General features: G+C 47.4%; 14 protein-coding genes. All 14 read left to right on the top strand.

From position 1 onward, the window contains the following. The first annotated feature begins 82 nt into the window (after window positions 1-82). The 14 genes from Q0V21_RS07300 (at window position 83) to Q0V21_RS07235 (ending at window position 21,884) form a co-directional block, all read left to right on the top strand. Entirely contained in the window at window positions 83-1,915 is a 1,833-nt protein-coding gene (locus tag Q0V21_RS07300; protein ID WP_301878212.1) for a cache domain-containing sensor histidine kinase, read from the top strand. After that, window positions 1,912-3,471 (top strand): response regulator transcription factor, encoded by a 1,560-nt coding sequence (locus Q0V21_RS07295; protein ID WP_301878211.1) that lies wholly within the window; start codon window positions 1,912-1,914, stop codon window positions 3,469-3,471. The genes Q0V21_RS07300 and Q0V21_RS07295 overlap by 4 nt, the downstream gene beginning before the upstream one ends. A 284-nt stretch (window positions 3,472-3,755) precedes the next feature. Beyond that, window positions 3,756-4,661 carry an ABC transporter permease gene (locus tag Q0V21_RS07290; protein WP_373456334.1) on the top strand — a complete coding sequence of 302 codons (906 nt, stop codon included), beginning with the start codon at window positions 3,756-3,758 and terminating at the stop codon, window positions 4,659-4,661. A gap of 24 nt (window positions 4,662-4,685) precedes the next feature. Then, on the top strand, window positions 4,686-5,642 hold the full coding sequence (locus tag Q0V21_RS07285; protein ID WP_079350575.1) for a carbohydrate ABC transporter permease: 957 nt from the start codon (window positions 4,686-4,688) through the stop codon (window positions 5,640-5,642). A 58-nt stretch (window positions 5,643-5,700) separates the two neighbouring features. Next, the gene (locus tag Q0V21_RS07280) at window positions 5,701-7,200 is read left to right on the top strand and encodes an ABC transporter substrate-binding protein (protein WP_301878205.1); all 1,500 of its coding nucleotides are present in this window, start codon (window positions 5,701-5,703) and stop codon (window positions 7,198-7,200) included. 98 nt (window positions 7,201-7,298) lie between these two features. Then, window positions 7,299-9,956 carry an endo-beta-N-acetylglucosaminidase gene (locus Q0V21_RS07275; RefSeq protein WP_301878204.1) on the top strand — a complete coding sequence of 886 codons (2,658 nt, stop codon included), beginning with the start codon at window positions 7,299-7,301 and terminating at the stop codon, window positions 9,954-9,956. A 324-nt stretch (window positions 9,957-10,280) separates the two neighbouring features. Continuing rightward, window positions 10,281-11,288 carry a zinc-dependent alcohol dehydrogenase gene (locus Q0V21_RS07270; RefSeq protein WP_079350572.1) on the top strand — a complete coding sequence of 336 codons (1,008 nt, stop codon included), beginning with the start codon at window positions 10,281-10,283 and terminating at the stop codon, window positions 11,286-11,288. Between the two features lie 12 nt (window positions 11,289-11,300). Next, window positions 11,301-12,128 carry a sugar phosphate isomerase/epimerase family protein gene (locus tag Q0V21_RS07265; protein WP_301878203.1) on the top strand — a complete coding sequence of 276 codons (828 nt, stop codon included), beginning with the start codon at window positions 11,301-11,303 and terminating at the stop codon, window positions 12,126-12,128. 36 nt (window positions 12,129-12,164) lie between these two features. Beyond that, window positions 12,165-13,043 (top strand): AraC family transcriptional regulator, encoded by an 879-nt coding sequence (locus Q0V21_RS07260; RefSeq protein WP_079350570.1) that lies wholly within the window; start codon window positions 12,165-12,167, stop codon window positions 13,041-13,043. 99 nt (window positions 13,044-13,142) lie between these two features. Continuing rightward, window positions 13,143-13,574, top strand: a complete 432-nt coding sequence (locus tag Q0V21_RS07255) for an RrF2 family transcriptional regulator (RefSeq protein ID WP_179132919.1) — start codon at window positions 13,143-13,145, stop codon at window positions 13,572-13,574. A 75-nt stretch (window positions 13,575-13,649) separates the two neighbouring features. Next, on the top strand, window positions 13,650-14,519 hold the full coding sequence (locus Q0V21_RS07250) for an aldo/keto reductase (protein ID WP_301878202.1): 870 nt from the start codon (window positions 13,650-13,652) through the stop codon (window positions 14,517-14,519). Between the two features lie 220 nt (window positions 14,520-14,739). Continuing rightward, window positions 14,740-16,236, top strand: a complete 1,497-nt coding sequence (locus Q0V21_RS07245) for a dockerin type I domain-containing protein (protein ID WP_301878201.1) — start codon at window positions 14,740-14,742, stop codon at window positions 16,234-16,236. 21 nt (window positions 16,237-16,257) lie between these two features. Then, window positions 16,258-18,657: an S-layer homology domain-containing protein gene (locus Q0V21_RS07240; RefSeq protein ID WP_301878200.1), complete on the top strand. Its 2,400-nt coding sequence runs from the start codon at window positions 16,258-16,260 to the stop codon at window positions 18,655-18,657. 236 nt (window positions 18,658-18,893) lie between these two features. Next, window positions 18,894-21,884 (top strand): histidine kinase, encoded by a 2,991-nt coding sequence (locus tag Q0V21_RS07235; RefSeq protein WP_301878199.1) that lies wholly within the window; start codon window positions 18,894-18,896, stop codon window positions 21,882-21,884. Window positions 21,885-21,893: the final 9 nt, after the last annotated feature.

Here is a 21,893-nt window from a genome sequence, read left to right as displayed (position 1 = left end):
CTGGGAGCAGGTGATTGTCGAATTTAACCAAACGGTGATACACTGAGTTGGAAATGGGTCTGAAGGAGGTGTTCAGGCACGAATGTCCAGGATACGAACCATGTATAGAAATTACCTGAAGAAAAAAATGTTTAACAAAATTCTGTTGTTTTATTCCATGGTCATGGTCCTGTTGTTCATCAGTGTCTCCGTGCTGGCCTACCGCTACTATGAGCAGCGGGTCGTACAGGAACAGATGGATGCCAGTCTGCAGGAACTGGATATTGTCAGTATTAATCTGAATCAGCAGTACGAACGACTGTATAACGCCGTGCAGCAGATTTATACCGACGCTATGATCGGCGACGATTTGAAGTATTTTCTGACTCATGAATATGAGGATTTTCTCAATTGGCGCCTGAATCAATATGCTTACAGCTACCGTACGGAGCGTGGGAACTTTGATTATCAATTGCGTCTGCTGCTAAAGGATGAAGCCTCGATTGCAAATGTCGTGTTATACAGCACGGATCAGGATTTCTTCTATGTTCTCAATCGGGAGACCCAGCACTTTTACTATCAGCCCAAGTTGTCAGCAGGGCATAAGGACTGGTTCCAGCGGCTGCGAAGTGCACCGTGGCAGTACATGGGCAGCGAACCGCTTTTCGAAGGGAAAATGGATGATGTCCCTACCCCATACAGCTATGCCAATGTGCTCAAGGACTCCGTGACATTGAAGCAGTATGGTGCAATTATGTTTGAACTGAATACAGATCGGATCAAAGGGCTGCTGCGAGACAGACTCGACGGCAAAGACAACAGGATCATGCTGATGACCGGGGAGGGTCAGGTGATTTTTGATTCGCAGGGCAAGTATGATAACACCGTCTACCCTTATTGGGGGCAGATGAATTTACCGGAGGATTGGGTGAATCTGGAGGAACGCTCCAAGGTGCAGTTGCTGAATATCGGGAATACAGGAATGGTCGTGGCTGCCATTATTCCGGAGTCGCGCATTAAACAGAGCCTTCAAGCGATTCGTCTCAGTCTTATCGGGATTGTCATCCTGTGCATCATTGTTAGTTTTGCGGTAACGTTCACCATCATCCGCCGATATTCCAAAAAAATTCACAGGCTCGTCCTTTACATGCGGCGCTGGCAGGAGGGTGATCTGAGTAAACGGATCGAGATGGAGGGTGAAGATGAATTACAGCAGATTTCGCAGAGATTTAACCATATGTGTGATCGGCTGGAGTCTTACATAGAGACGGTATATGTGTCGGAGATCAAGCAAAAGAATGCGCAGCTCGTGGCTTTGCAAGCCCAGATCAATCCCCATTTTCTGTACAACACGTTGGAAAGCATCCGCATGAAAGCCATCAGCATGGGAGCCAGGGATGTTGGACAAATGATTTATATTCTTGCCACGATGTTCCGGCATTTGATCAAAAAGCAGACGCATGTAACCTTGGCAGAGGAAATCGAGCTGTGCGGCATGTACCTGGCTTTGGTTCAGTACAGGTATGAGGACAAGTTGGAAGTGGAGACTCATATTGAAAATGCAGCAGCGGGGAGCATGATCGTCAAGTTGTTAATCCAGCCAATCATTGAAAATTACATTGTGCATGGTTTTCGTACGAATGATGATGATAACCGGATTATTATCACCGCCGCAGAAGCAGATGGTGTGATCCGTATTCGCGTAAAGGATAACGGAAAGGGGATCTCTGCGGAGAGGTTGCTTGAACTGCAAGACGCGCTTCACACGGGCGATGAAACTACTGGGACATCCGATCAATCTTTGGGTCTTAAGAATGTCCACGACCGCATACGTCTGAATTATGGCAGTGATTATGGTCTTCACCTGAACAGTGTGGAGGACGAAGGATGTGAGGTGACGATCAGTATTCCAGTCACAAGGGAGGAAGCGGGATGAGAAGTGTAATGTTGGTCGATGATGAGCCGCTCATTGTAAAAGGAATGCAAGCCATCATTGATTGGGATCAGAATAATATGCAGATTGCGGGTACGGCTTGCAATGGGTTGGAAGCGCTAGCAATGATGGACGAGGGACCTGTCGATCTGATTATTACGGATATCATGATGCCGCAAATGACCGGACTTGAGCTGATCCGGGAGATCAAAGAGCGCAATCCGTATACCAAATTCATTATTTTGAGCGGTTACGAAGAATTCAAATATGTGCGGGAAGGCATCTCGCTGGGGGTAGAGAACTACCTGCTCAAGCCAGTCAATATGGACGAATTGGAAGCAACCATCAAGCATATGCAGCGCGACTGGGAGCAGGAGGAAATCCGCCAGATTCAGATGGATCAGAGCTGGAGAATTCTGCGCAACAATATTTTGCAGCGGTGGGCGAATGAGACCATTGACGCCAAAGAATTTAGGGAGCGTGCGCAGCTGCTGGAGATTCCCATGAACAAGTCCAGTTATTGTGCAGCCGCTCTGCGGATTGTAGGTGATGACGAAGGGAATGATCCGCAGATACACCTTGCGGGAATCGCTGAGAAGTGCGAGCTGCTCGGAAATCAAGGCCTTCCGGATGGCTGCGTGGTAATCTGCTTTCCCGATCAGGAAGGAGACATCATGGTGCTGTTCGTTTCAGGCCTTACGGAAGATCGTGATGAATGGCAGCTTCGGGCACTCAGCAGGATGAAGCAAGCGGTCGCCGAGGACACAGATGCACGTGCATGGGGGATCATCGGCCAATCGGAGTCGACCTATCTGGGTTTTCCGAAGAGCTGCAAGTCTGTAAAGCTGTGGCTTCAGAATCATTTGTTTATGGATGGTGATACCTTCATTATGCAAGTGGAGAGCGAAGAAGACGCCAATCCGCATCAGGAGAAGCCTGGGCCAGCGATGGAGCAGTTCCACAAGCTGCTGCGGGATGGGGAAAGTACAGAGGTGGACCGGTTCATCGACGAATTTTTCATGGTTGAGGGTAAGGAACGCTGCTTCCCGAGAACGCCGTTCTTCAATTCTGCTATCCAGCTGATGCTGGCTGCCAAGGAATTGGAGAAAACACCTGACTACGGCGAAATCTTCGGCCCCCTGTCCAGAATTCATACGCTCAGCCAACTGAAGCAGCTGGTGAGAAAAACCGTTCATCGTACGCTAAATACATATCACACCGCCGAGAAAACGTACAGCCCGCATATCATGGCTGTGCTGGAGGTAGTGAAGAATCACTACCAGGATGAGCTTTCACTAAAGACGCTCAGTCAGCGGCTGGAGCTCCATCCGAACTACCTCGGCCAATTGTTTCAACAGGAGGTCGGCACCACCTTTTCCGATTATGTGAACCAGTACCGAATTGAGCGAGCCACTCATTTGCTGTTATATTCGGACAAAAAGACGGCCGAAATCGCGGGCGAGGTAGGCTACTGGGACTCCACTTATTTTTACAGACAGTTCAAGAAATATGCGGGTGTTTCTCCCACGGAGCTGCGCTCCATCTACATGAAAAAATAAGCCGGGCTTGCCGGCTGAGTGAAGACACACCCCGTGCGGGTGTGTTTTTTGCTATGGAATGAATGCACGATCTTTAATTAATCCATCAATTTATTGGGTTTTTCAACTATCCCCAAATTGGTAGCGCTTGCATAATGGAGGAAGGAGTGAACGAGGAATCCAAAGCACCAAGAGGGCTTAGGTCTGCCAGTGTTGGTCATAGGGGATTAATACTGGGTGCAGCTAAGCGACAGTGAATGCGATTATAAGGAGGGACAGCCGTGCTGGGCATCTTCAAAAGTCTGATGAAGAACAAGGCGTTTCTTCTGCTGGTACTGCCGGGAGCAGCGTGGTTTATCATTTTTGCCTATTTGCCAATGTTCGGAACGATTATTGCTTTTAAGGACTTCCGGATTCATCCGGGCGGATTTCTTGAAAGCGTTCTAAAAAGCGATTGGGTCGGGTTCAAGAACTTTGAGTTTCTGTTCTCCACCAGTGACGCCTATATCATCACACGTAATACTATTTTGTATAACCTGGGTCTCATCTTTCTCGGATTGGTCCTCGCGGTGACGCTTGCGATCATTATGAACGAACTGCTGAATAAACGGCTCGCGAAGATCTACCAGACCGCGATGTTTATGCCTTATTTCTTGTCCTGGGTTATTATCAGTTATTTCGTCTTTTCGTTTCTGAGTGTGGAAAAGGGTGTGTTCAACCAGATCATTACCTATTTCGGAGGAGATCCGGTCAGTTGGTACAGCGAGACAGGGTATTGGCCGTATTTTCTCATTCTGCTCGGCCTGTGGAAAGGTGCAGGATATGGCAGCGTAGTCTATCTGGCAGCAATCGCGGGTATCGACCGCTCTTATTATGAGGCAGCGATGATCGACGGCGCCACCAAGTGGAAACAGATCCGGTACATTACGCTGCCGCTGCTCAGGCCGCTGATGATCATTCTGACCATTCTGGCGATCGGCGGCATCTTCCGTTCCGACTTTGGACTGTTCTATCAGGTTCCACGGGATTCCGGTGCACTGTATCCGGTCACCAATGTCATCGACACTTTTGTATACCGCGGCTTAACCATTATGGGCGATACGGGAATGAGTACGGCTACAGGATTGTATCAATCGGTTGTTGGTTTGATTCTTGTCCTGCTGGCTAATTATGCTGTGCGTAAAATTGAAAAGGATTATGCCGTATTCTAGGCTGCGGCAAGGGAGGTGCTATCCATGAGTAACTTAAGCGAACCGATAAAGCGGGCATCTGCTCCTGCGAAGAGGAGCAGAAAGAAACCAAAAGATCTGAATGCCATTTCACCGTTATCCAATGTGGTTTTTAATATAGCCATCGGTCTGTTTGCCTTATCTTGTATCTTTCCATTTCTGTTCATCATCATCATCTCATTTACCGATGAGAAGACGCTGGCGATCAATGGATTTAAATTAATTCCTGAAGTCTGGACGCTGGATGCCTACCGATTTCTTATGGAATCCGGGCAGCAGATGGCCCAATCGTTTGGGGTTACCTTAACGGTGACGGTTGTCGGAACCGCGCTGACATTGTATTTGGTCACTACGTATGCGTATGCCATCTCGCGCAAAAATTTTGCACAGCGTCGGTTTTTCAGCTTTTTGGCCTTCTTCACCATGCTATTTTCCGGCGGTCTCGTTCCCAGTTACATTGTGGTTACGCAGGTGCTGCACTTGCGGGATTCGATATGGGCGCTGATCCTGCCGTCGATCATGAACGCTTTTTACATTATCGTTATGCGTACATTTTTCACGACCACCGTGCCGGATGCAGTTATTGAGTCGGCCAAAATCGACGGAGCTACTGAATTCGGTATCTATACGCGCATCGTACTGCCGATTTCGTTGCCGGGCATTGCGACTATTGGATTGTTCAGTACGTTAGGATTCTGGAATGACTGGTTCAATGCGCTGCTCTATATCGACAATGCGAAATTGATTCCGCTCCAGACATTGTTGATTCGAATACAGAACAATATGGATTTTGTTGTGCAAAACAGCAGCCGGGTCGTGTCCTACGACATTGCCTCGACACTGCCAACGGAGACCGTCCGCATGGCGATGGTTGTCTTGGCTACACTGCCGGTTGCGCTGGCGTATCCGTTTTTCCAAAAGTATTTTATACAGGGCCTGACCATTGGTTCGGTCAAAGAATAAGTCTGGTTGTGCCTGCCCCCAAAGGGCAGTAACAATAACATTAATAAGGGGGATACACATGAAGACAAGAAAAATCGCTCTGCTCATGGCTGCTTTAATGCTTGCTTTTGCTACGATGCTTGCAGGCTGCGGTGGCAGTAATACCAATGATACTAGCGGGAATACGGCATCCGGGGGAGAGTCCGGCGATAAGGACCCGGTAAAGCTCAAGGTATATCTGATCGGTGGTCCACAGCGCGACCTGCCCATTGTACAGGATGAAATGAACAAATATTTAATGGAGAAAATAAATACAACCGTCGACATCACGATGATTGACTGGGGCGATTATTCCAAACGGATGCCGGTCATTACCGCTTCGGGCGAAAATTATGATATCGCTTTCACCTCTTCGTGGGCTTATGACTATTTGCCAAATGCTACTAGAGGGGCGTTCCTGCCAATCAATGATCTGTTGGATAAATACGGTCAGGGCATTAAAGAGCAGCTTGATCCACGCTTCCTTACAGGCTCACAGATCGGTGGTCAAAACTATGCCGTGCCAGTTAACAAAGAGCTGGCTTCACAATGGGTATGGCGCTTCAACAAGCAGTACGTGGATAAATACAACATGGACATCACCAAGATTCGTACATTAGAGGATCTGGAGCCTTACCTGAAGCAAATCAAAGACAATGAGCCGGCCGACATCACTCCGCTGGCTGTTCCGAAGGGCTTTAAGCCTTATCTGGCATTCGACTTCCTGTTGGGTGACGAATTCCCGGTCGGCATCAACATGAACGGTGACACCAGTAAATACGTTAATGTGCTGGAATCCGAAGAGCTGAAGAGTTCCTTGAAAACCATCCGCAAATACTATCAGGCTGGTTATCTGCGCAAGGATGTAGCAACATTGGAAGGTATCGACAACATCAAGACAGGCAAATGGTTTGTTGACCGTGAACAGACTCAGCCTTACGCCGAACTGGGATGGTCCAGAAGCGCTGGCTATGATATCGTGACTACACCGATGCAGGATCCGGTTATTTTCACCGGCTCGGCAACAGGTGCTATGCATGCGATTTCGGCGAACTCCAAAAACCCTGAACGGGCCATGATGTTCCTGAACTTGCTGAATACCGATCCGTATCTGCGTAACCTGATCAACTACGGCATTGAAGGTACACATTACAAAAAGATTTCGGATAATGTCATTGAGGACCTGCCAGCGATGAAGGACGGATTCCAGATGCCTGGCTTTGCCTTGGGTAACCTGTTCCTGACTTACATGCACAAGGAAGATCCAGCCGATAAATGGGAAGCGTTCAAAGAGTTCAACAATTCCGCGAAAGTTGCTCCAAGCTTTGGCTTCAACTTCAATCCTGACCCGGTGAAGACGGAAGTGGCTTCAATCTCCGCCATCGTGAAGGAATTCTACCCATCCATCATGACGGGTGCGGTTGACCCGGATGAGCATCTGCCGAAAGCGATCGAGAAGTTGAAAGCGGCAGGTCTGGATAAAGTGATTGCAGAAGCGCAAAAGCAATACGATGAATGGCAAGCTGCAAATCCAAAATAAGTCTGAATTATAAAGTAGACATGGAAACGTCTGTCCGGTTTGACGGGCGTTTCTTCTTACCCTGATTGGATTGCCAAAATTGGATTGGAGGGTATGGCATGAAAAAGCTTGGTGCTAGTCTCATATTGGTCATAATGGTATGCGCTGCTCTTTCCTCAGCGGCCTTGGCGAAGCAACCTTATTCATCGTATTGGTTGCCGGAGCAATTGCTCCAATGGAATCCGGTTTCCGACCCGGATGCGGCCTTCAACCGGAGCACTGTTCCGCTCCAGAGCCGTTTCACGGGGGACGGTGTTAACCCCAATGCAACGAAAGATGCGAAAGTAATGGCGTTGTCTGCGCTGAATCAGGGAACCAGCGGCGTTCCATCGCAGGGCTCGGATACATTCTCTGCGAATACGTTCTCTTACTGGCAGTATGTCGACAAGCTCGTATATTGGGGCGGCTCGGCGGGAGAAGGCATTATTGTGCCGCCAAGCGCTGATACGATTGATGCGGCACACCGGAACGGAGTGCCAATCATGGGCACGGTGTTCTTCCCGCCATCCGTGTACGGTGGCAAATATGAGTGGGTGAAGCAAATGCTTCAGCAAAACAGCGACGGTTCTTTTCCGGCGGCGGATAAACTGATCGAGGTCGCTGAGTACTACGGTTTTGACGGCTGGTTTATCAACCAGGAGACCGAGGGCGGAACAGCCGCAGACGCACAGTTGATGAAGGCATTCCTCCGTTATCTTCAGGACCATAAGCCCGCGGGAATGGAGATCATCTGGTATGATTCCATGACGAGGGAAGGCAATATTTCCTGGCAGAATGCGCTGACGGACCGGAACGCGATGTTCCTGCAGGATAACGGGAACAAGGTATCAGACAGCATGTTCCTGAACTTTTGGTGGAATGACCTTGGCAGTTCTGCTGCCAAAGCCAAGAGCCTGAGCAGATCACCATTCGAACTGTTCGCAGGCATCGATGTCGAAGCTAAAGGGTACGATACCAGTCTGAAATGGAATTCGCTGTTTCCTGAGGGAAAACCGGCTGTGACTTCGCTCGGCATTTACCGACCTGATTGGGCGTTCAACAGCGCGGACAGTATGACTGATTTCTTTGCTCGTGAGAATAAATTCTGGGTAGGACAGAACGGCAACCCGGCCAATACGGCGACAAGCCAGGCTTGGAAAGGGATTGCGAACAATGTGGTTGAATCTTCGCCGATAGATCAGCTGCCATTCACCACCAGCTTCAATACGGGCAGTGGCGAGAAATTTTATGTGGATGGCACGCAGGTGCGGGAGACCGGATGGAATAACCGCAGTTTGCAGGATGTGCTTCCGACATGGCGCTGGTTAGCAGAGAGTAAAGGCACGGCGTTGAAGCCTTCTCTCGATTGGTCGGATGCCTACTATGGCGGCAGTTCCCTCAAGGTAGCGGGTACGCTAAGTTCAGCAAATACCACCCATCTAAAGCTGTATCAAACCGATCTGAAGATTGAGCCAGCTACCAAGCTGTCGATCACGTATAAAACGCAGAACAAGCCGAGCATGAAGGTTGGGCTAGCTTTTGCAGACCATCCGGACCAGTTCGTCTTTCTGGATGTAAAAGACAAAAAGGCATCGGGTTGGACGACGGACATCTTGAATCTGACGCCTTACAAAGGAAAGCGGATTGTGGCACTGTCTTTGTATTTTGACAGCAAGGAAATCATATCGGATTATGACATCCATATCGGTCAGATTTCCATTCATAACAATTCTAATCCAGTGAAGCCACTTGAAGCGGTTCAAGAATTAAATGTCATCCAATCCGACTTCCGCGGGGGCATTTACGGCGATGCCAGGTTGCAATGGAAAGCGTTGGACGAGGAAGTTCAACAATATGAGATTTACCGCGTGCTGCCCGACGGCAAAGAGACTTGGGTCGGTGCGACCGCCAATAACGTCTTCTATGTGCCTGAGATGAAGAGAATCAACGCGGAACAGGCAACTGTACTGAAAGTCGTGGCAGTGAATGCAAAATATGAGCCCGGCCAGGCTGCCAGCGTGACCATCCAGTGGCCAGCGTATCCGAAGCCGGAAGCAGGATTCAAGGCCGATGCAACACTTATCGCACCGGGTCAGCAAGTGCATTTCACCGACCTCTCTTCCGAGGTGACGGAAGGCTGGTCGTGGACTTTCGAGAACGGCAGTCCAGGGATCAGCACGGAACAGCATCCAGTGGTAACGTATGACAAGGAAGGCACGTACCGTGTGACGCTTACAGCTACCAACAGCTCGGGGCAGGATACGGTAACGAAGCAAGCTTTGATCACCGTCAGCAAGGGCGCTTCCGGGGTCAAGAATGTCGCACTTGGCAAAACGGCGACTGCGGACCATGCCTGCGGACCTGCTGAAGGCGCGGGAAAGGCGATCGACGGCAAGGTGACCGACAACAGCAAGTGGTGCGCACTGGGGAATCAGCAGCATTGGTTGCAGGTTGATCTCGGCAATGAACATCAGATCAGTGGTTTTGTCATCAAACATGCGGAGAGTGGTGGGGAATGGTCCGGTTTTAATACGAGCGACTATTCCATCCAGGTCAGTGCTGATGGCGTGAACTGGTCCGATGTAGTTCAAGTACAGGGGAACATGGCAGCCGAAACATCGGACGCGATTGCGCTGGTTAAGGCTCGTTATGTGAAGCTGAATGTGCTGAAACCTACGCAGGGCGGCGATACGGCAGCCCGAATCTATGAGTTTGAGGTTCATGGGTTGCAGCCGTAGTTGGCGGTTGAGAAGTGACAAGTGTAGCTGTGGAATTAGCAAAAAAGGAACCATGCGGCCAATCCGGTTTCAATGACGGCTGGCTATGATGAAGCAGTCAATCGTCTAGCGGGAGTACGGCACCGCATCACACCACGGCTGAATAGGATTGAACTTGAGGCTCACAGATCATTGGATCTTGTGAGTCTTTTTACGTTTATGCTGGATTCACTTACAAAGGTTTTAAAATCGTTGTTTTAGATAAAAAATCGGTTTTGCAATCAAAGACATGGCTAATGAAAAGTCTTATATTGTAGTTAAAACGATAAGAAGGGAGTGAAGGTAATGAAGAATAGAAAGATCATGTTTACTCGTCCGCTGCAAGTGGAGACGGTAGAGGAGGACTTTATTTTGCCACCCCTAGGTGAGAAGGAAGTATTGGTAAAATTGATCTATTCCCTTATCAGTCCAGGAACGGAGCTGGCGATGTTATCGGGAAAAGAAGAATGGGCCAAGCTTCCCGTATGTCCGGGGTATGCGAGTGTAAGTGAAGTGATCGAGGTGGGGCAGGGTGTAGACCATGTTCAGCCTGGGGACGTTGTGTTCCATTATGGTCATCATGCTGAATATCAAGTGGTATCCACAGATCATGTTTTCATCAAAGTTCCTGAGAAGCTGGATTTGAAGTGGGTTCCCTTTACCCGTATGGCGACTGTAGCGTTCACCTCGGTTCGTGTATCCAATATTGAACTTGGGGATGTTGTGGGCGTGACGGGGCTCGGATTGGTAGGGAATTTGGCTGCTCAATTGGCGCGCCTGCAAGGTGCAACGGTGATTGGTGTGGACCTGTCAACGGAACGAATCCGTACAGCTCAGGCATGTGGGGTTGACTATACGCTTCATGGCGGAGAAGATAAAGTAAAAGAAAAGATACACACCATCACGAATGGAACAGGTGTCTCTACCCACATTGAAGCGACGGGTGTGCCCAGTGTAGGTGTTCAAAGTCTGGAGTGGATCGCAAAGCTGGGAGAGATTATTTTCCTGGGCAGTCCACGAGGCGAATATAACACAGATGTCACCGATATATTGAACTATTGCCACCTGTATGGACGAGGGTGCATTACGTTTAAAGGAGCACATGAATGGCGCTTCCCGGTGGAGCCGAATGAATTCGTCAAGCATTCCCTGGTGAGAAATTCGAACATTGTATTTGAACTGATGTTAAAGAACCAGCTGCATATCGAACCATTGATCAGTCATGTGATGAAGCCGGAACAAGCGCAAGAAGCATACGAAGGCCTAAGAATAAATAAAGACCAATATAACGGTGTACTGTTTGACTGGTCCTAGGAGGAGATTGGAATGATTAGAGGGTTAACAAGAGCAGGCTTGGGGAACATCGAGTCCAACGAACAATATATTACGAATGCTGCAAAATACGGATTTCAGTCTGTAGATTTGAATCCGCTCTCATTGATTCAAGAGGTGGGTCAGGAGCAGGCCAAATATCTGTTGGAAAGTAATCAGGTGATCATCGGTTCATCCGATCTGACCGTAGAATGGAGAACCACAGATGAACAATTCCGCGAAGGACTTCAATCTCTGGTTCAAATGGCAGAAGCCGCTGCTTCGTTGAACTGTTACAGCTGCTGTACCTATATTTTACCTTCCACGGATCAGCAAGCAGCATCGTTTATGGCGGCAGCTACCAGACGACTGAGACTGTGTGCAGATATTCTGGACGCATATGGAATTCGACTAGGATTGGAGTTTGTTGGTTGCCATCATCTGCGAACTCAATGGAAGAATCCATTCATTTGGAGTGTGGAGGATACGCTGGACTGGATCGAAACGATCCATGCTCCCAATGTAGGTTTGTTGGTGGATTCCTACCATTGGCATACGAACGGTTTAGCGATCGAAGAAGTGTTGAATCTAAAGAAGGAACAAGTTGTTCACGTCCATATTAATGATGCCTATGATCTACCCATTGAAGAATTGCTGGATTATGAGCGTTTATACCCTGGTGAGGGAGTAATCGATCTGCAGGGGTTCTTGAAGAACCTGCAAGCGATTGGTTACACAGGCGTCGTATCTCAAGAGGTGCTGGCACCAACGCTAACCCTCGATTCAAGTGAATTGTTTGCCAAGTCCAAAGCAGGCTTCGATAGCGTGTTTGCCAAAATATAAACCGGATCAGAGAGAAGGCAGTTGGGGGGATCACATGTGTATGAGCCATGGATGAATAGCATTTCGCCATTCGTAAGGGCGGCGAGAATGACGGAATCCTTTTCTTTGGCAGGGGAATGGATAGACCACGATCACGTGTATACATACATTGAACAAGGGGAAGCGGAGTTCTTCTTGAGTGGTGTGAAATACCTGGTCCAAGAAGGCGATATGGTGCTGATGCATCCATTCATGTCTCATATCATTCGGTCCACCTCCACGCAGCCATTGATTCAGTATATTTTTCATTTTGATCTGTATTATGAGGAAGAGCGAAGTTTATTGAAGAACACGAGTGCAACTCATACTGAAAGACCCGATATGGCGGATAGAGAAATGAATCTGGCTTCCATACGCCCCATCTCTCATTTGCAGCTAGCTGATCGAATCGAATGGAAAATGAGATTTGCGCTCATGCATAAGGAGTTTCAGGAGCAACGGGGAGGATCTTCGTTAATCACGAAATCCATATGTTTGGAATTGCTGCATCTGTTCTTCAAAAATCAATCCGAAGATCAGAACCAAGAGGGGAACCTAACCAAGGGGTGGGCATTCATTGAAAAGTCGATTCGTTATATTCATGAATGCTACGCCGACCCTCAATTAAATAATGCTGCCATCAGTAGACATGTCGGTGTATCGACGAACCATTTATCGCATTTGTTCAAAAGCAAGCTGGGCATTACCCTTCACAAATATGTGACACATATCAGAATAGAGCAATCCCAGAAAAGAATTATAGAAGGAACACATAATCTAACCCGGATAGCCGAGGATGTTGGCTTTTCGAGTATTCATCTGTTCAGTCGGTCTTTCAAGGCTGCTGTAGGCATCACGCCCAGTAAATATGCAGCGATGAAATCGAGGGTAGAGTGAACTCAGTAAAGTTAAGGGATGGAGATTGTGTTGTAGTTGCTAACTAAACATAAAAGATATATAGTATATTCAGAAAAGAAATAGTAAGGATGAATCAAAGTGGCATATTCTACAGCCTTATCACAGGGAATCTCTATTCTTCTCTACGTTCACTCCTATACCGAGAAGAACTGTTACAATTACCTATCGACCAAAGTGATATCGGAGCAGCTAAATATTCCGGTACCTACGACGGTAAAAGTCATTCGAAACCTGAATAACGCCAAACTGACGATGGCCAAAGAAGGTGCCAAGGGCGGCATACTGCTTGCTCAGCCTTTATCGGAAATCACAATGTTGGATGTATTCCTGGCAGTTGAACCCGGCAAAGACTTGTTTAAAATTCATACCGATGTAAAGCTCCAGGGACAAGACGTGGACGACGTGAAACGAAAGGTCATTCATCATCTTGAAGGTGCGGAGATCGCAATGCACAATTATTTAAAAGAAATACGGTTAACCGATCTGTTCCATGAAGAGAAAAAGGGTTAACCTCTTTTTTTGGATTTAACTAGATATAATATATATCAAGTATATTATGATTTGTTTTTGGGAGGAGCGGTCAAAATGAATTTGCATACCAAAGTGGTTGAAGCCAGAAACGGGGTTCCCATTCCTCAACTGGGGTTTGGAGTTTACAAAATAACGAAAGAAGCAGAATTTACAACAGCGATTCGCGAGGCCATTCAGGTCGGGTACCGACATTTTGATACTGCCCGAATCTATGGGAATGAGAAAGCGCTGGGGGCAGAGATCCGTCATAGCCAGATCCCGCGTGAGCAATTCTTCATTACGTCGAAAGTCTGGAATACAGATCATGGCTATGAAGCGACCAAGAACGCTTTTCAGAAAACGATAAACAAACTGGGTGTGGATTACCTTGACATGTACTTAATCCATTTTGCCTCGCCCAAGTATATCGAAACGTGGAAAGCGATGGAGGAATTATACGAGGAAGGCAAGATCAGAGTCATTGGGGTCGCCAACTTTGAGATTCAGCATCTGGAGGAATTAAGGAAGCACACGAAAATCTTGCCGATGATCAACCAGATTGAGACGCACCCGGAGTTTCCGCAAAACGAATTACGTGCCTATATGGACAAACATCAGATTTTGCATGAGGCGTGGGGTCCGTTGGGGCAGGGAAACAAGGTATTGTTGCAGCATCCTGTATTGAAGGAAATCGCCGATCATCATCACAAAACGGTGGCTCAGGTCATTTTGCGCTGGCATCTGGAACGGGGCGTCATCTTGATTCCCAAATCATCCAATCCAAAGCGGATCAGAGAAAATAGTGAGATCTTTGATTTTGAGCTATCCGCTGAGGAAATGGAAAAGATCAGTCGTCTGAACTCGGGTAAGAGGTATTCGATCCAACCGACAGGTTATATTGTGAATCCGGTTTTTAATACATTGATGAAACTTTTTATTCGGTAGAACGAAGCGATCGATCAGTTGCAGTGTCATGTCTAATTTATATGAATAAAACATTAGCGATAGGGATTAACGGGTGTATCCGTCAATTCCTTCGTTTTTTTTTTGAGGAAAAAAGGGCTTCCCCTCCGTATTCTATTGGTTCTGAGGTTTTCAGTGATTGTTAAGAGCTGCTATGTATATTGAAACAGTAAGTCATCAGAAAGGCTAAGGAGGAGAACAATTGAGTCTATACATTGGAAGGGGTACAAGAGTGAAGTTTATACGGTGGACTGTGCTTGCTCTTGTCATTACATTACTCACAAGCGTGGGTTTTCCAGCTTCATCGGTACTGGCTGCAACAACACCCATTTCGTTAAGCCAACCTACAGACATTGAGTTCTATAAGACGGTTGATGGTGAAACAGAGATGTTGATCGCAGACAGCGGCAACAATCGGGTTATTCGGGCTACAGCGGAAGGCGAAGTGCTGTCCACCATGGAGGTCAACCAAGTAACGGCGGTAACGATGGATAACGATGGATTAATCTATGCAGCCCAATCAGGGGCATCCTTACAGATCCATATTTTTAACCCGGATGGCACAGTAAACGCACCACCCATCGACTTGAACAATAAATATTGGATGAACTTTGGTCAAGGCGTGGATCAAAGGTATATTCGAAATGTCATCAGATTTAAACAGTACAACAAAGAAGCTATAGGTGTAACCTATAGCGAGAACAGCTTGGTGAATAATGCTATACAGAAAAATACTAAATTTTCTTTTACTAACCTGGACAACTCAGGAAGTGGAAGCAGGATCAATTTGGAGGAATACTCCAGTGTAATCTCCGGTAATAACGAGGTGGGACAAAATATGTGGTATACCTATAATAATGGAGTCTATATCTACCCTTTGGTTAGTATACAGAATTCAACAGACAAGCTTGCAGATCTGACACTGGATGTAGTAAACAAACGTTTATACGTTGTGAGCGAGAATCAGATTATGCAAACGGGCTATGAAGGCTTCGTATATCCTAACGCTCCTGTCTTGAGTACATGGGTGAGTGGAAACGAGACTTATCCCATTGACCTCAGTAATCAGATTGCTTTCGGACCGGAAGGCGAAGTGTACATGGCTGATACGGCGAGAGACCGTATCGTCATTTTCAGTGCAGACGGAACTTCTGCTCGTACTCTGGGTCTCAGCCAAGATAATACGCCTAAGCCGGCTGTGGGTGCATTTTCCAAAACAGTTAAACAAGGGCTACCAGTAACCTTTACATCCACCGATTTTGAAAGAAATTATGCCGATCCAGAGGAGCGGCCTATGACGGATATACGCATTACGTCTCTCCCTGACAGCGGCAAATTGCAGCTGAATGGCATTGATGTCGTGAAGAATCAGGTTATTCCTGTCGCAGAGTTGAACACATTGGCCTTTGTTTCTGCTTCAGCTTTTACAGGGATAAAGACAACGTTTGGCTGGCAGGCCAACAATGGAGCTGTATTTTCGGATAGCGTGGATGTAACGATTATGCTGCGAATTAAAGGTGATGCCAATGGTGATGGTGTGATTACACCTGCAGATGCCTTATTAGTGAATAAATATATCAAAGGTTTAATCACGTTAACACCGAGTCAGATTGAAGCGTTGGACATGAATGATGATGGTGTACTAGATGCCAAAGATTCAGCCCTGATTATGGGCGTTTTCTTGGGGATTAATTCGTAAAATTAGAAGGGAGTGACTATCTTGCCAAAGCATAAGGGACATTTAATTTCTGTAAAATCCAAACGGTCCATGAAGACGCTTCTGACTATGCTGCTCACGGTTTCCATGATCTTTTCGTGGCTTCCTCAGGCACAGGCCAGTGTAGATCCTGTCATTCATATCGGAGAAGTATCCGGTAAACCAGGAGACATCGTCGAAGTGCCTGTATCCTATGATTCAAAAGGCTCAGAATTTTCTTTTTATCACTCAGAACTGTCTTTTGCCTATGATTCGGCTGTGCTTGAACTCGTGGAAGGGGACGAGGTTGTAAACCGCCAAGCCTATGAACATTATCAGGGAGTTAGCCTAACTGAAGATACGTCTGCTCCAGGGAATATTTCAGTGGTAATGACGACGCAAAATTTCATTCAGGAATCCACGGCGCTATATTCCCTTCATTTTAAAATTAAAGAGAGTGCGGTTATCGGTTCAAGCTTAGTAACTCTTCATGCGGGCGCACTGGTGAAGGAATTTGATCCGTTCCAGGTGACTGGAGAAGCCGGGCAAGTTACTGTGCTGGCAGATGAGAAGCCGGTTGGGAATGTTATTGTCTACATCGGATCAGAAGAAGGAAAAGCAGGTGACAAGGTAACGCTAACGGTCGAAACGGTGACGCTTAACCAACCGATTGGCTCTTACGGGGTACGCATGAAGTTCAATCCTGCAGCCTTGCAAGTTACTGATGTTACAGGCAATCCGGGAATACGACATCATGCGAATAATGAGACAGGATCGCTTATCGTGGGCTGGAGTGATGCAAATGGAGGGCTGAGTCCTATCCCGGCGGCGCCCAAGACCTACCAGACGTTGTTCAAAATTGAATTCACGATTACCTCCAATGCTGTTGCAGGCGAGTATCCGGTGGAGTTCGTCAACGAGACGCTACTCGAAAACTTCACCGTGACGGATACGGATGGGATTGAAATGAAGAAACAGGCAATATCAGGCGATATCACGGTCGTTGGTGAGCCAACAACACCAACAACACCAACAACACCAACAACACCATCCAATCCGGGTTCGTCCAGTTCAGGAAGTTCATCCGGTGGTTCGTCAACACCATCCACGCATGCAAGCACTTCCGAGAAAATTACAGTAAATGTGACTAATGAACGGAATGCGAATGCTATTGTTTCAGCAACAATCATCGAAAGAACAACAGGGGCAGATGGACGCAAAAAAGACGAGGTGAATCTGACGGCTGAGCAGACTTCTCGTGCAATTGAAAGCCTGAAGAAGGCCGGTTCGAATATTGCCCGGATCATGATTCCGGATGAGAAGGACGAGGTATCCGAACTGAACGTGAAGCTTCCAGCCAAGTCTACTTCACTGATGGCTGATGAGAAGATGAATCTGTATATTGAAACGGATAATGCTTCCCTGCAACTTCCGGCGAATTCTTTACAGGGACTTGTCTCGGATATTTTCTTCCATCTTGTGCCGATCAAGGATGCCGCAGGACGTGAAGTGGTGGAGCAGCGTATCCAGAAAGATCCATTAATCGTCAAACAGTCAACCAATACCGCCGATTTCCGCTTGGTAGGTCGTCCAATGACGATTGAGACGAATATGAGCAGTCGTCCAGTGACGGTTGTGCTGCCAATCAGAGATACAAACCTGACGCAGAAGGAACTGGACAAGCTGCAAGTATTTATTGAACATAGCGATGGAACGAAGGAACTCGTTAAGGGTAAAATCGTTAAGTTTAATGGAACAGATCAACCCGGAATTGAGTTTGAAGTCACCAAGTTCAGCACATTTTCCATTATTTTGATGAACGGAGACCAGTCATCAGCCTACATTCAAGGCTATGCGGATGGCACGTTCAGACCGAATCAGGCGGTTCAGCGTGCTGAAATGGCAGCCCTACTGTCTCGCGTATTACCGTCGGACAGCGATGAAGCTACGCTCAGTTCATCCTATCGGGATATGCCTGTTGCTGAATGGGCACGCGAAGCGATTAAAAAGGCGACTGCGGCAGGATATATGCGAGGCAATGATGCCGGAGATTTCATGCCAGGGCGTTCCATTACACGAGCCGAGATGGCTGTCATTATTGAGCGGATTTTGAAAACTCAGGAATTAGCTGCGGATGTAAACGCAGAAGCAACTGCAGCAACAACGGCTGTGCCAAACGAAGCTACTGATCTTACACAGCACTGGGCTCGCGAAGCAGTTCAGCGTGTATTGGCAGCAGGTATCATGAGTGTGTCGCAAGACGGAGCATTTCGTCCGAACGATGCTGTGACACGAGCAGAGGCCGTTACATTGCTGAATCGTCTGGTTCATATCGAACCTGATCTGTCCGGTACATCCAGATGGAAGGATGTATCTGTAAATCACTGGGCTTACGGCGCAGTCCAGGCTGCATCCCAGAATTAGAATGTTGAGTGCTGATCATGCTTGTTCCTATCCTGAGCTAGGGACGAGCATGATCAGATGAAGTCCAGGAGGCATCTGCGGATGCCTTTTTTTCATCGTTATATCCTAGCTTTGAAAAAGGATGGACAGCATCAAGCGTGAGTGCGAAAATAACGCTATATTGAGAGGTAGCTGCTACGGAAGAAGGAGAGATGACTGTCATCAGAAAGGATCGGTTTTTGTTAGGGGTTGGATTAATGACAATGCTGCTTGCACTCGTGGTTGTGCTGCAGATTACGGGTGAACGAGAGACGCCTGTTGCCAAGCAGGGAACTCTGGAGCTGGCAGATTTCTCATGGACAAGCCATACTATTATTCCACTGGATGGAGAATGGGAATTCTATCCTGAGCAGTTGCTCTCACCACAGCAGATTCATCTAATGCGTATCAAGCCCATTATGATGCAAGTGCCTGGTAACTGGGATGAGGATGTGATCAATCAAGGCTATCCAATGAGCGGGAAGGGGTATGGAACCTATCGCCTGATTGTGCGGAATGTCCCTCAGGGAGAGCAGCTGGCAATTGCGAAACGGTATGTTCGCTTCGCGGATACGATGTATCTGGATGGGCAGCTGATGAGTCGATCAGGGCTTCCCGGCACGTCTGCGGAATCCTATAAACCGCGCAATGAGCCATATACGATTTATTTTCATACGGAACAAGCAGATCTCGAAATTGTGTTACAGGTAGCTAATTTTGATTTTCGCAGCGGTGGCATCTACAACTCGATTGAACTGGGGTATGCCAGTCAGATTGAAAGAAGAACGATGATTCAGTCTGGACTGGAGCTGTTCATCATGGGGATTGTAGTCATCTTTGGTTTGCTGTTTTTCTATCTCTATCTTCGTCTGCATCGTGATCGCATTCAGTTGCTTTACGCACTATTCTTCTTGGGTTTTGCCATTATTGTGGTGACGAATGGGGAGCGTCTCTTATTACAGCTTGTACCGGGAATTCCCTTTGAATTCGCGTTCAAAATGAAATATGCAGCGGTATATGGCGTATCCGTCGTTGTTAGCATGATTACATGGAAATTTGCCCCTGGACAGGGGAAAACGATCAGAAGATGCCTTCAGCTGCCAAGTGCTTTGCTTGCTCTATACGTCGTCCTGATCGTGCTATCCCCATTTCGAGTGTATTCCTCCATTCAGGAAGGCATGTATATCGTTAACCTGTTGTCTTATGTCTTATCATTTGCTGTCATCCTGCATCACTATGTTATGAAGAAATATGAGAGCAAGAGTCGTTCGCAGTTACAACTGCTCATCATATGTATCTGGCTTATGCTTGTAAACAACGTTCTTGGCATCCTCGTAACGTGGTATCCGGTGAGTCAGATTCTACTGAATTGTACAACATTAGTTATTTTGAGTGTCTTCGCCGTGCTCCTGATCTATCAATATGTTCGAGCTTATGATGCGATGCAGCAGCTTACGAAGCAGCTCCAATTATCGGACAAGGTAAAGGATGAGTTTTTACTTTTGACATCGCATGAGCTGAACTCGCCGCTTCATAGCATCATTCATTTGTCCCGTTCTCTTCTCGGAACGTCGTTGAGACGTACGAATGAGATGGAAATTCGAGGCAAGCTTCAGCTCATACGCAATACGGCATACCGGATGTCCAATCTTGTAAATGATCTGATTGATATGTCCCGATTTAGAGACGGCAATATGAAGATTGCGGTAGGCAATGTTGATCTGGTGTCCTGCCTTTCTTTGGTCACGGAGGTGCTCGGGTTTCTGGCTACAGGAAAAGGAATCCTTATGGTACGGCGGCTGGAGCCTGAGGCCCGCTATGTCATTGCAGACGAGAGCCGTCTACTGCAAGTGCTGTACAACCTTGTCTATCACATGATTGGTCAGCATAGTCACAGGGAGCTGGTATTCGAGTGCGAGCGGCATCAAGAGCGAGTGCGGATTATACTTCGTTTTGAGGCACGTACGGAGCAAATTGCCCGATTTGGGACAGAAGAATCCCCTGATTTAGAGAGTATGCACAACGGTTCAGCAGGCTTGTCTGTTGCAGCAGAGCTTGTCAGCATTATGGGGGGCCGGCTTAGCGTCAATGATGAATCAGAATCAATTCAGATCGAGCTTCCATCCGCAGCAGATGCTGACATGAAGAACGTCATAGAGACTGCAGTATCTCAGGAGAAGCACGGAGAGGATTTATCGGGATTGCCGTCCGGCAATGTTTCAGCAGCCATATTGATTGCAACAACTGATCTTGTGGATATGGAGCACTTGAATACATTACTTTCTACAGAAGGTTTTCAAGTGAGTTTTGCGGACTCTGACATGGAGGTGCAATCGCTACTTGCAAGCGGTAAGCTGCCCGATCTCGTTATTGTAGATGCGATGCTGCCCTCGGTTACCGGTTATGAGGTGTGTAAGCAGATTCGGCTGGAATTCAGCCAGGTGGACCTGCCGGTTCTGTTTATCAATATGCGCAGTACTCCAGCGGATATTGAGGCTTGCATTAAGGCAGGAGGCAACGATTTTATTACACGCCCGCTGGATGCGGGTGAGATTCTGGTCCGAGTACATACCTTGCTCGGTATGAAACGGTTGGTGAAGGAAGCGGCGAACAACGAAATGGCGTTTCTTCGTTCACAGATCAAACCGCATTTTCTGTATAATGCCTTGGGTACGATTATGTCGTTATGTTTCACAGACGGGCCTAGAGCGGGAGAACTGTTAGGCAGCTTCAGTCGTTATTTGCGAATTCTTTTTCATCTGGATAACTCGGAGGAATTGATTCCGCTCAGCAAGGAGATGGAGTTGATTCAGGCCTATGTAGAGATCGAGCAGGAGCGCTTCGGTTCACGTCTTCAGGTTGAATTGAATGTGGACAGATCACTGTATTCCTGTAAAGTGATGCCACTCCTCATCGAGCCACTGGTGGAGAATGCTATTCGGCATGGGGTGTCGAAGAAGATTGATGGAGGAACGGTTCGGCTATTCATTCAAAAATGTGAAAATCAGGTTCAAGTGGTGGTTGAGGATGATGGAGTTGGCATGTCTCCTGAGCAAGTGGAAAGTATCCTGGACAGAAGCCATGCCGAGCAGGGAATTGGTTTGCAAAATGTGCAGAGGCGACTGAAACACCTGAACGGACAAGCACCTGTGATCCAGAGTGAGCAAGGTCACGGGACGAAGATAACGATTGAATTTCCATACCAATAAATGATGTAA

This window comes from Paenibacillus sp. 11B (assembly GCF_030487755.1).
Lineage (GTDB): Bacteria > Bacillota > Bacilli > Paenibacillales > Paenibacillaceae > Paenibacillus > Paenibacillus vandeheii.
Note: the sequence above shows the minus strand (reverse complement) of the source record. Positions and strands in the feature narration are given on the sequence as shown.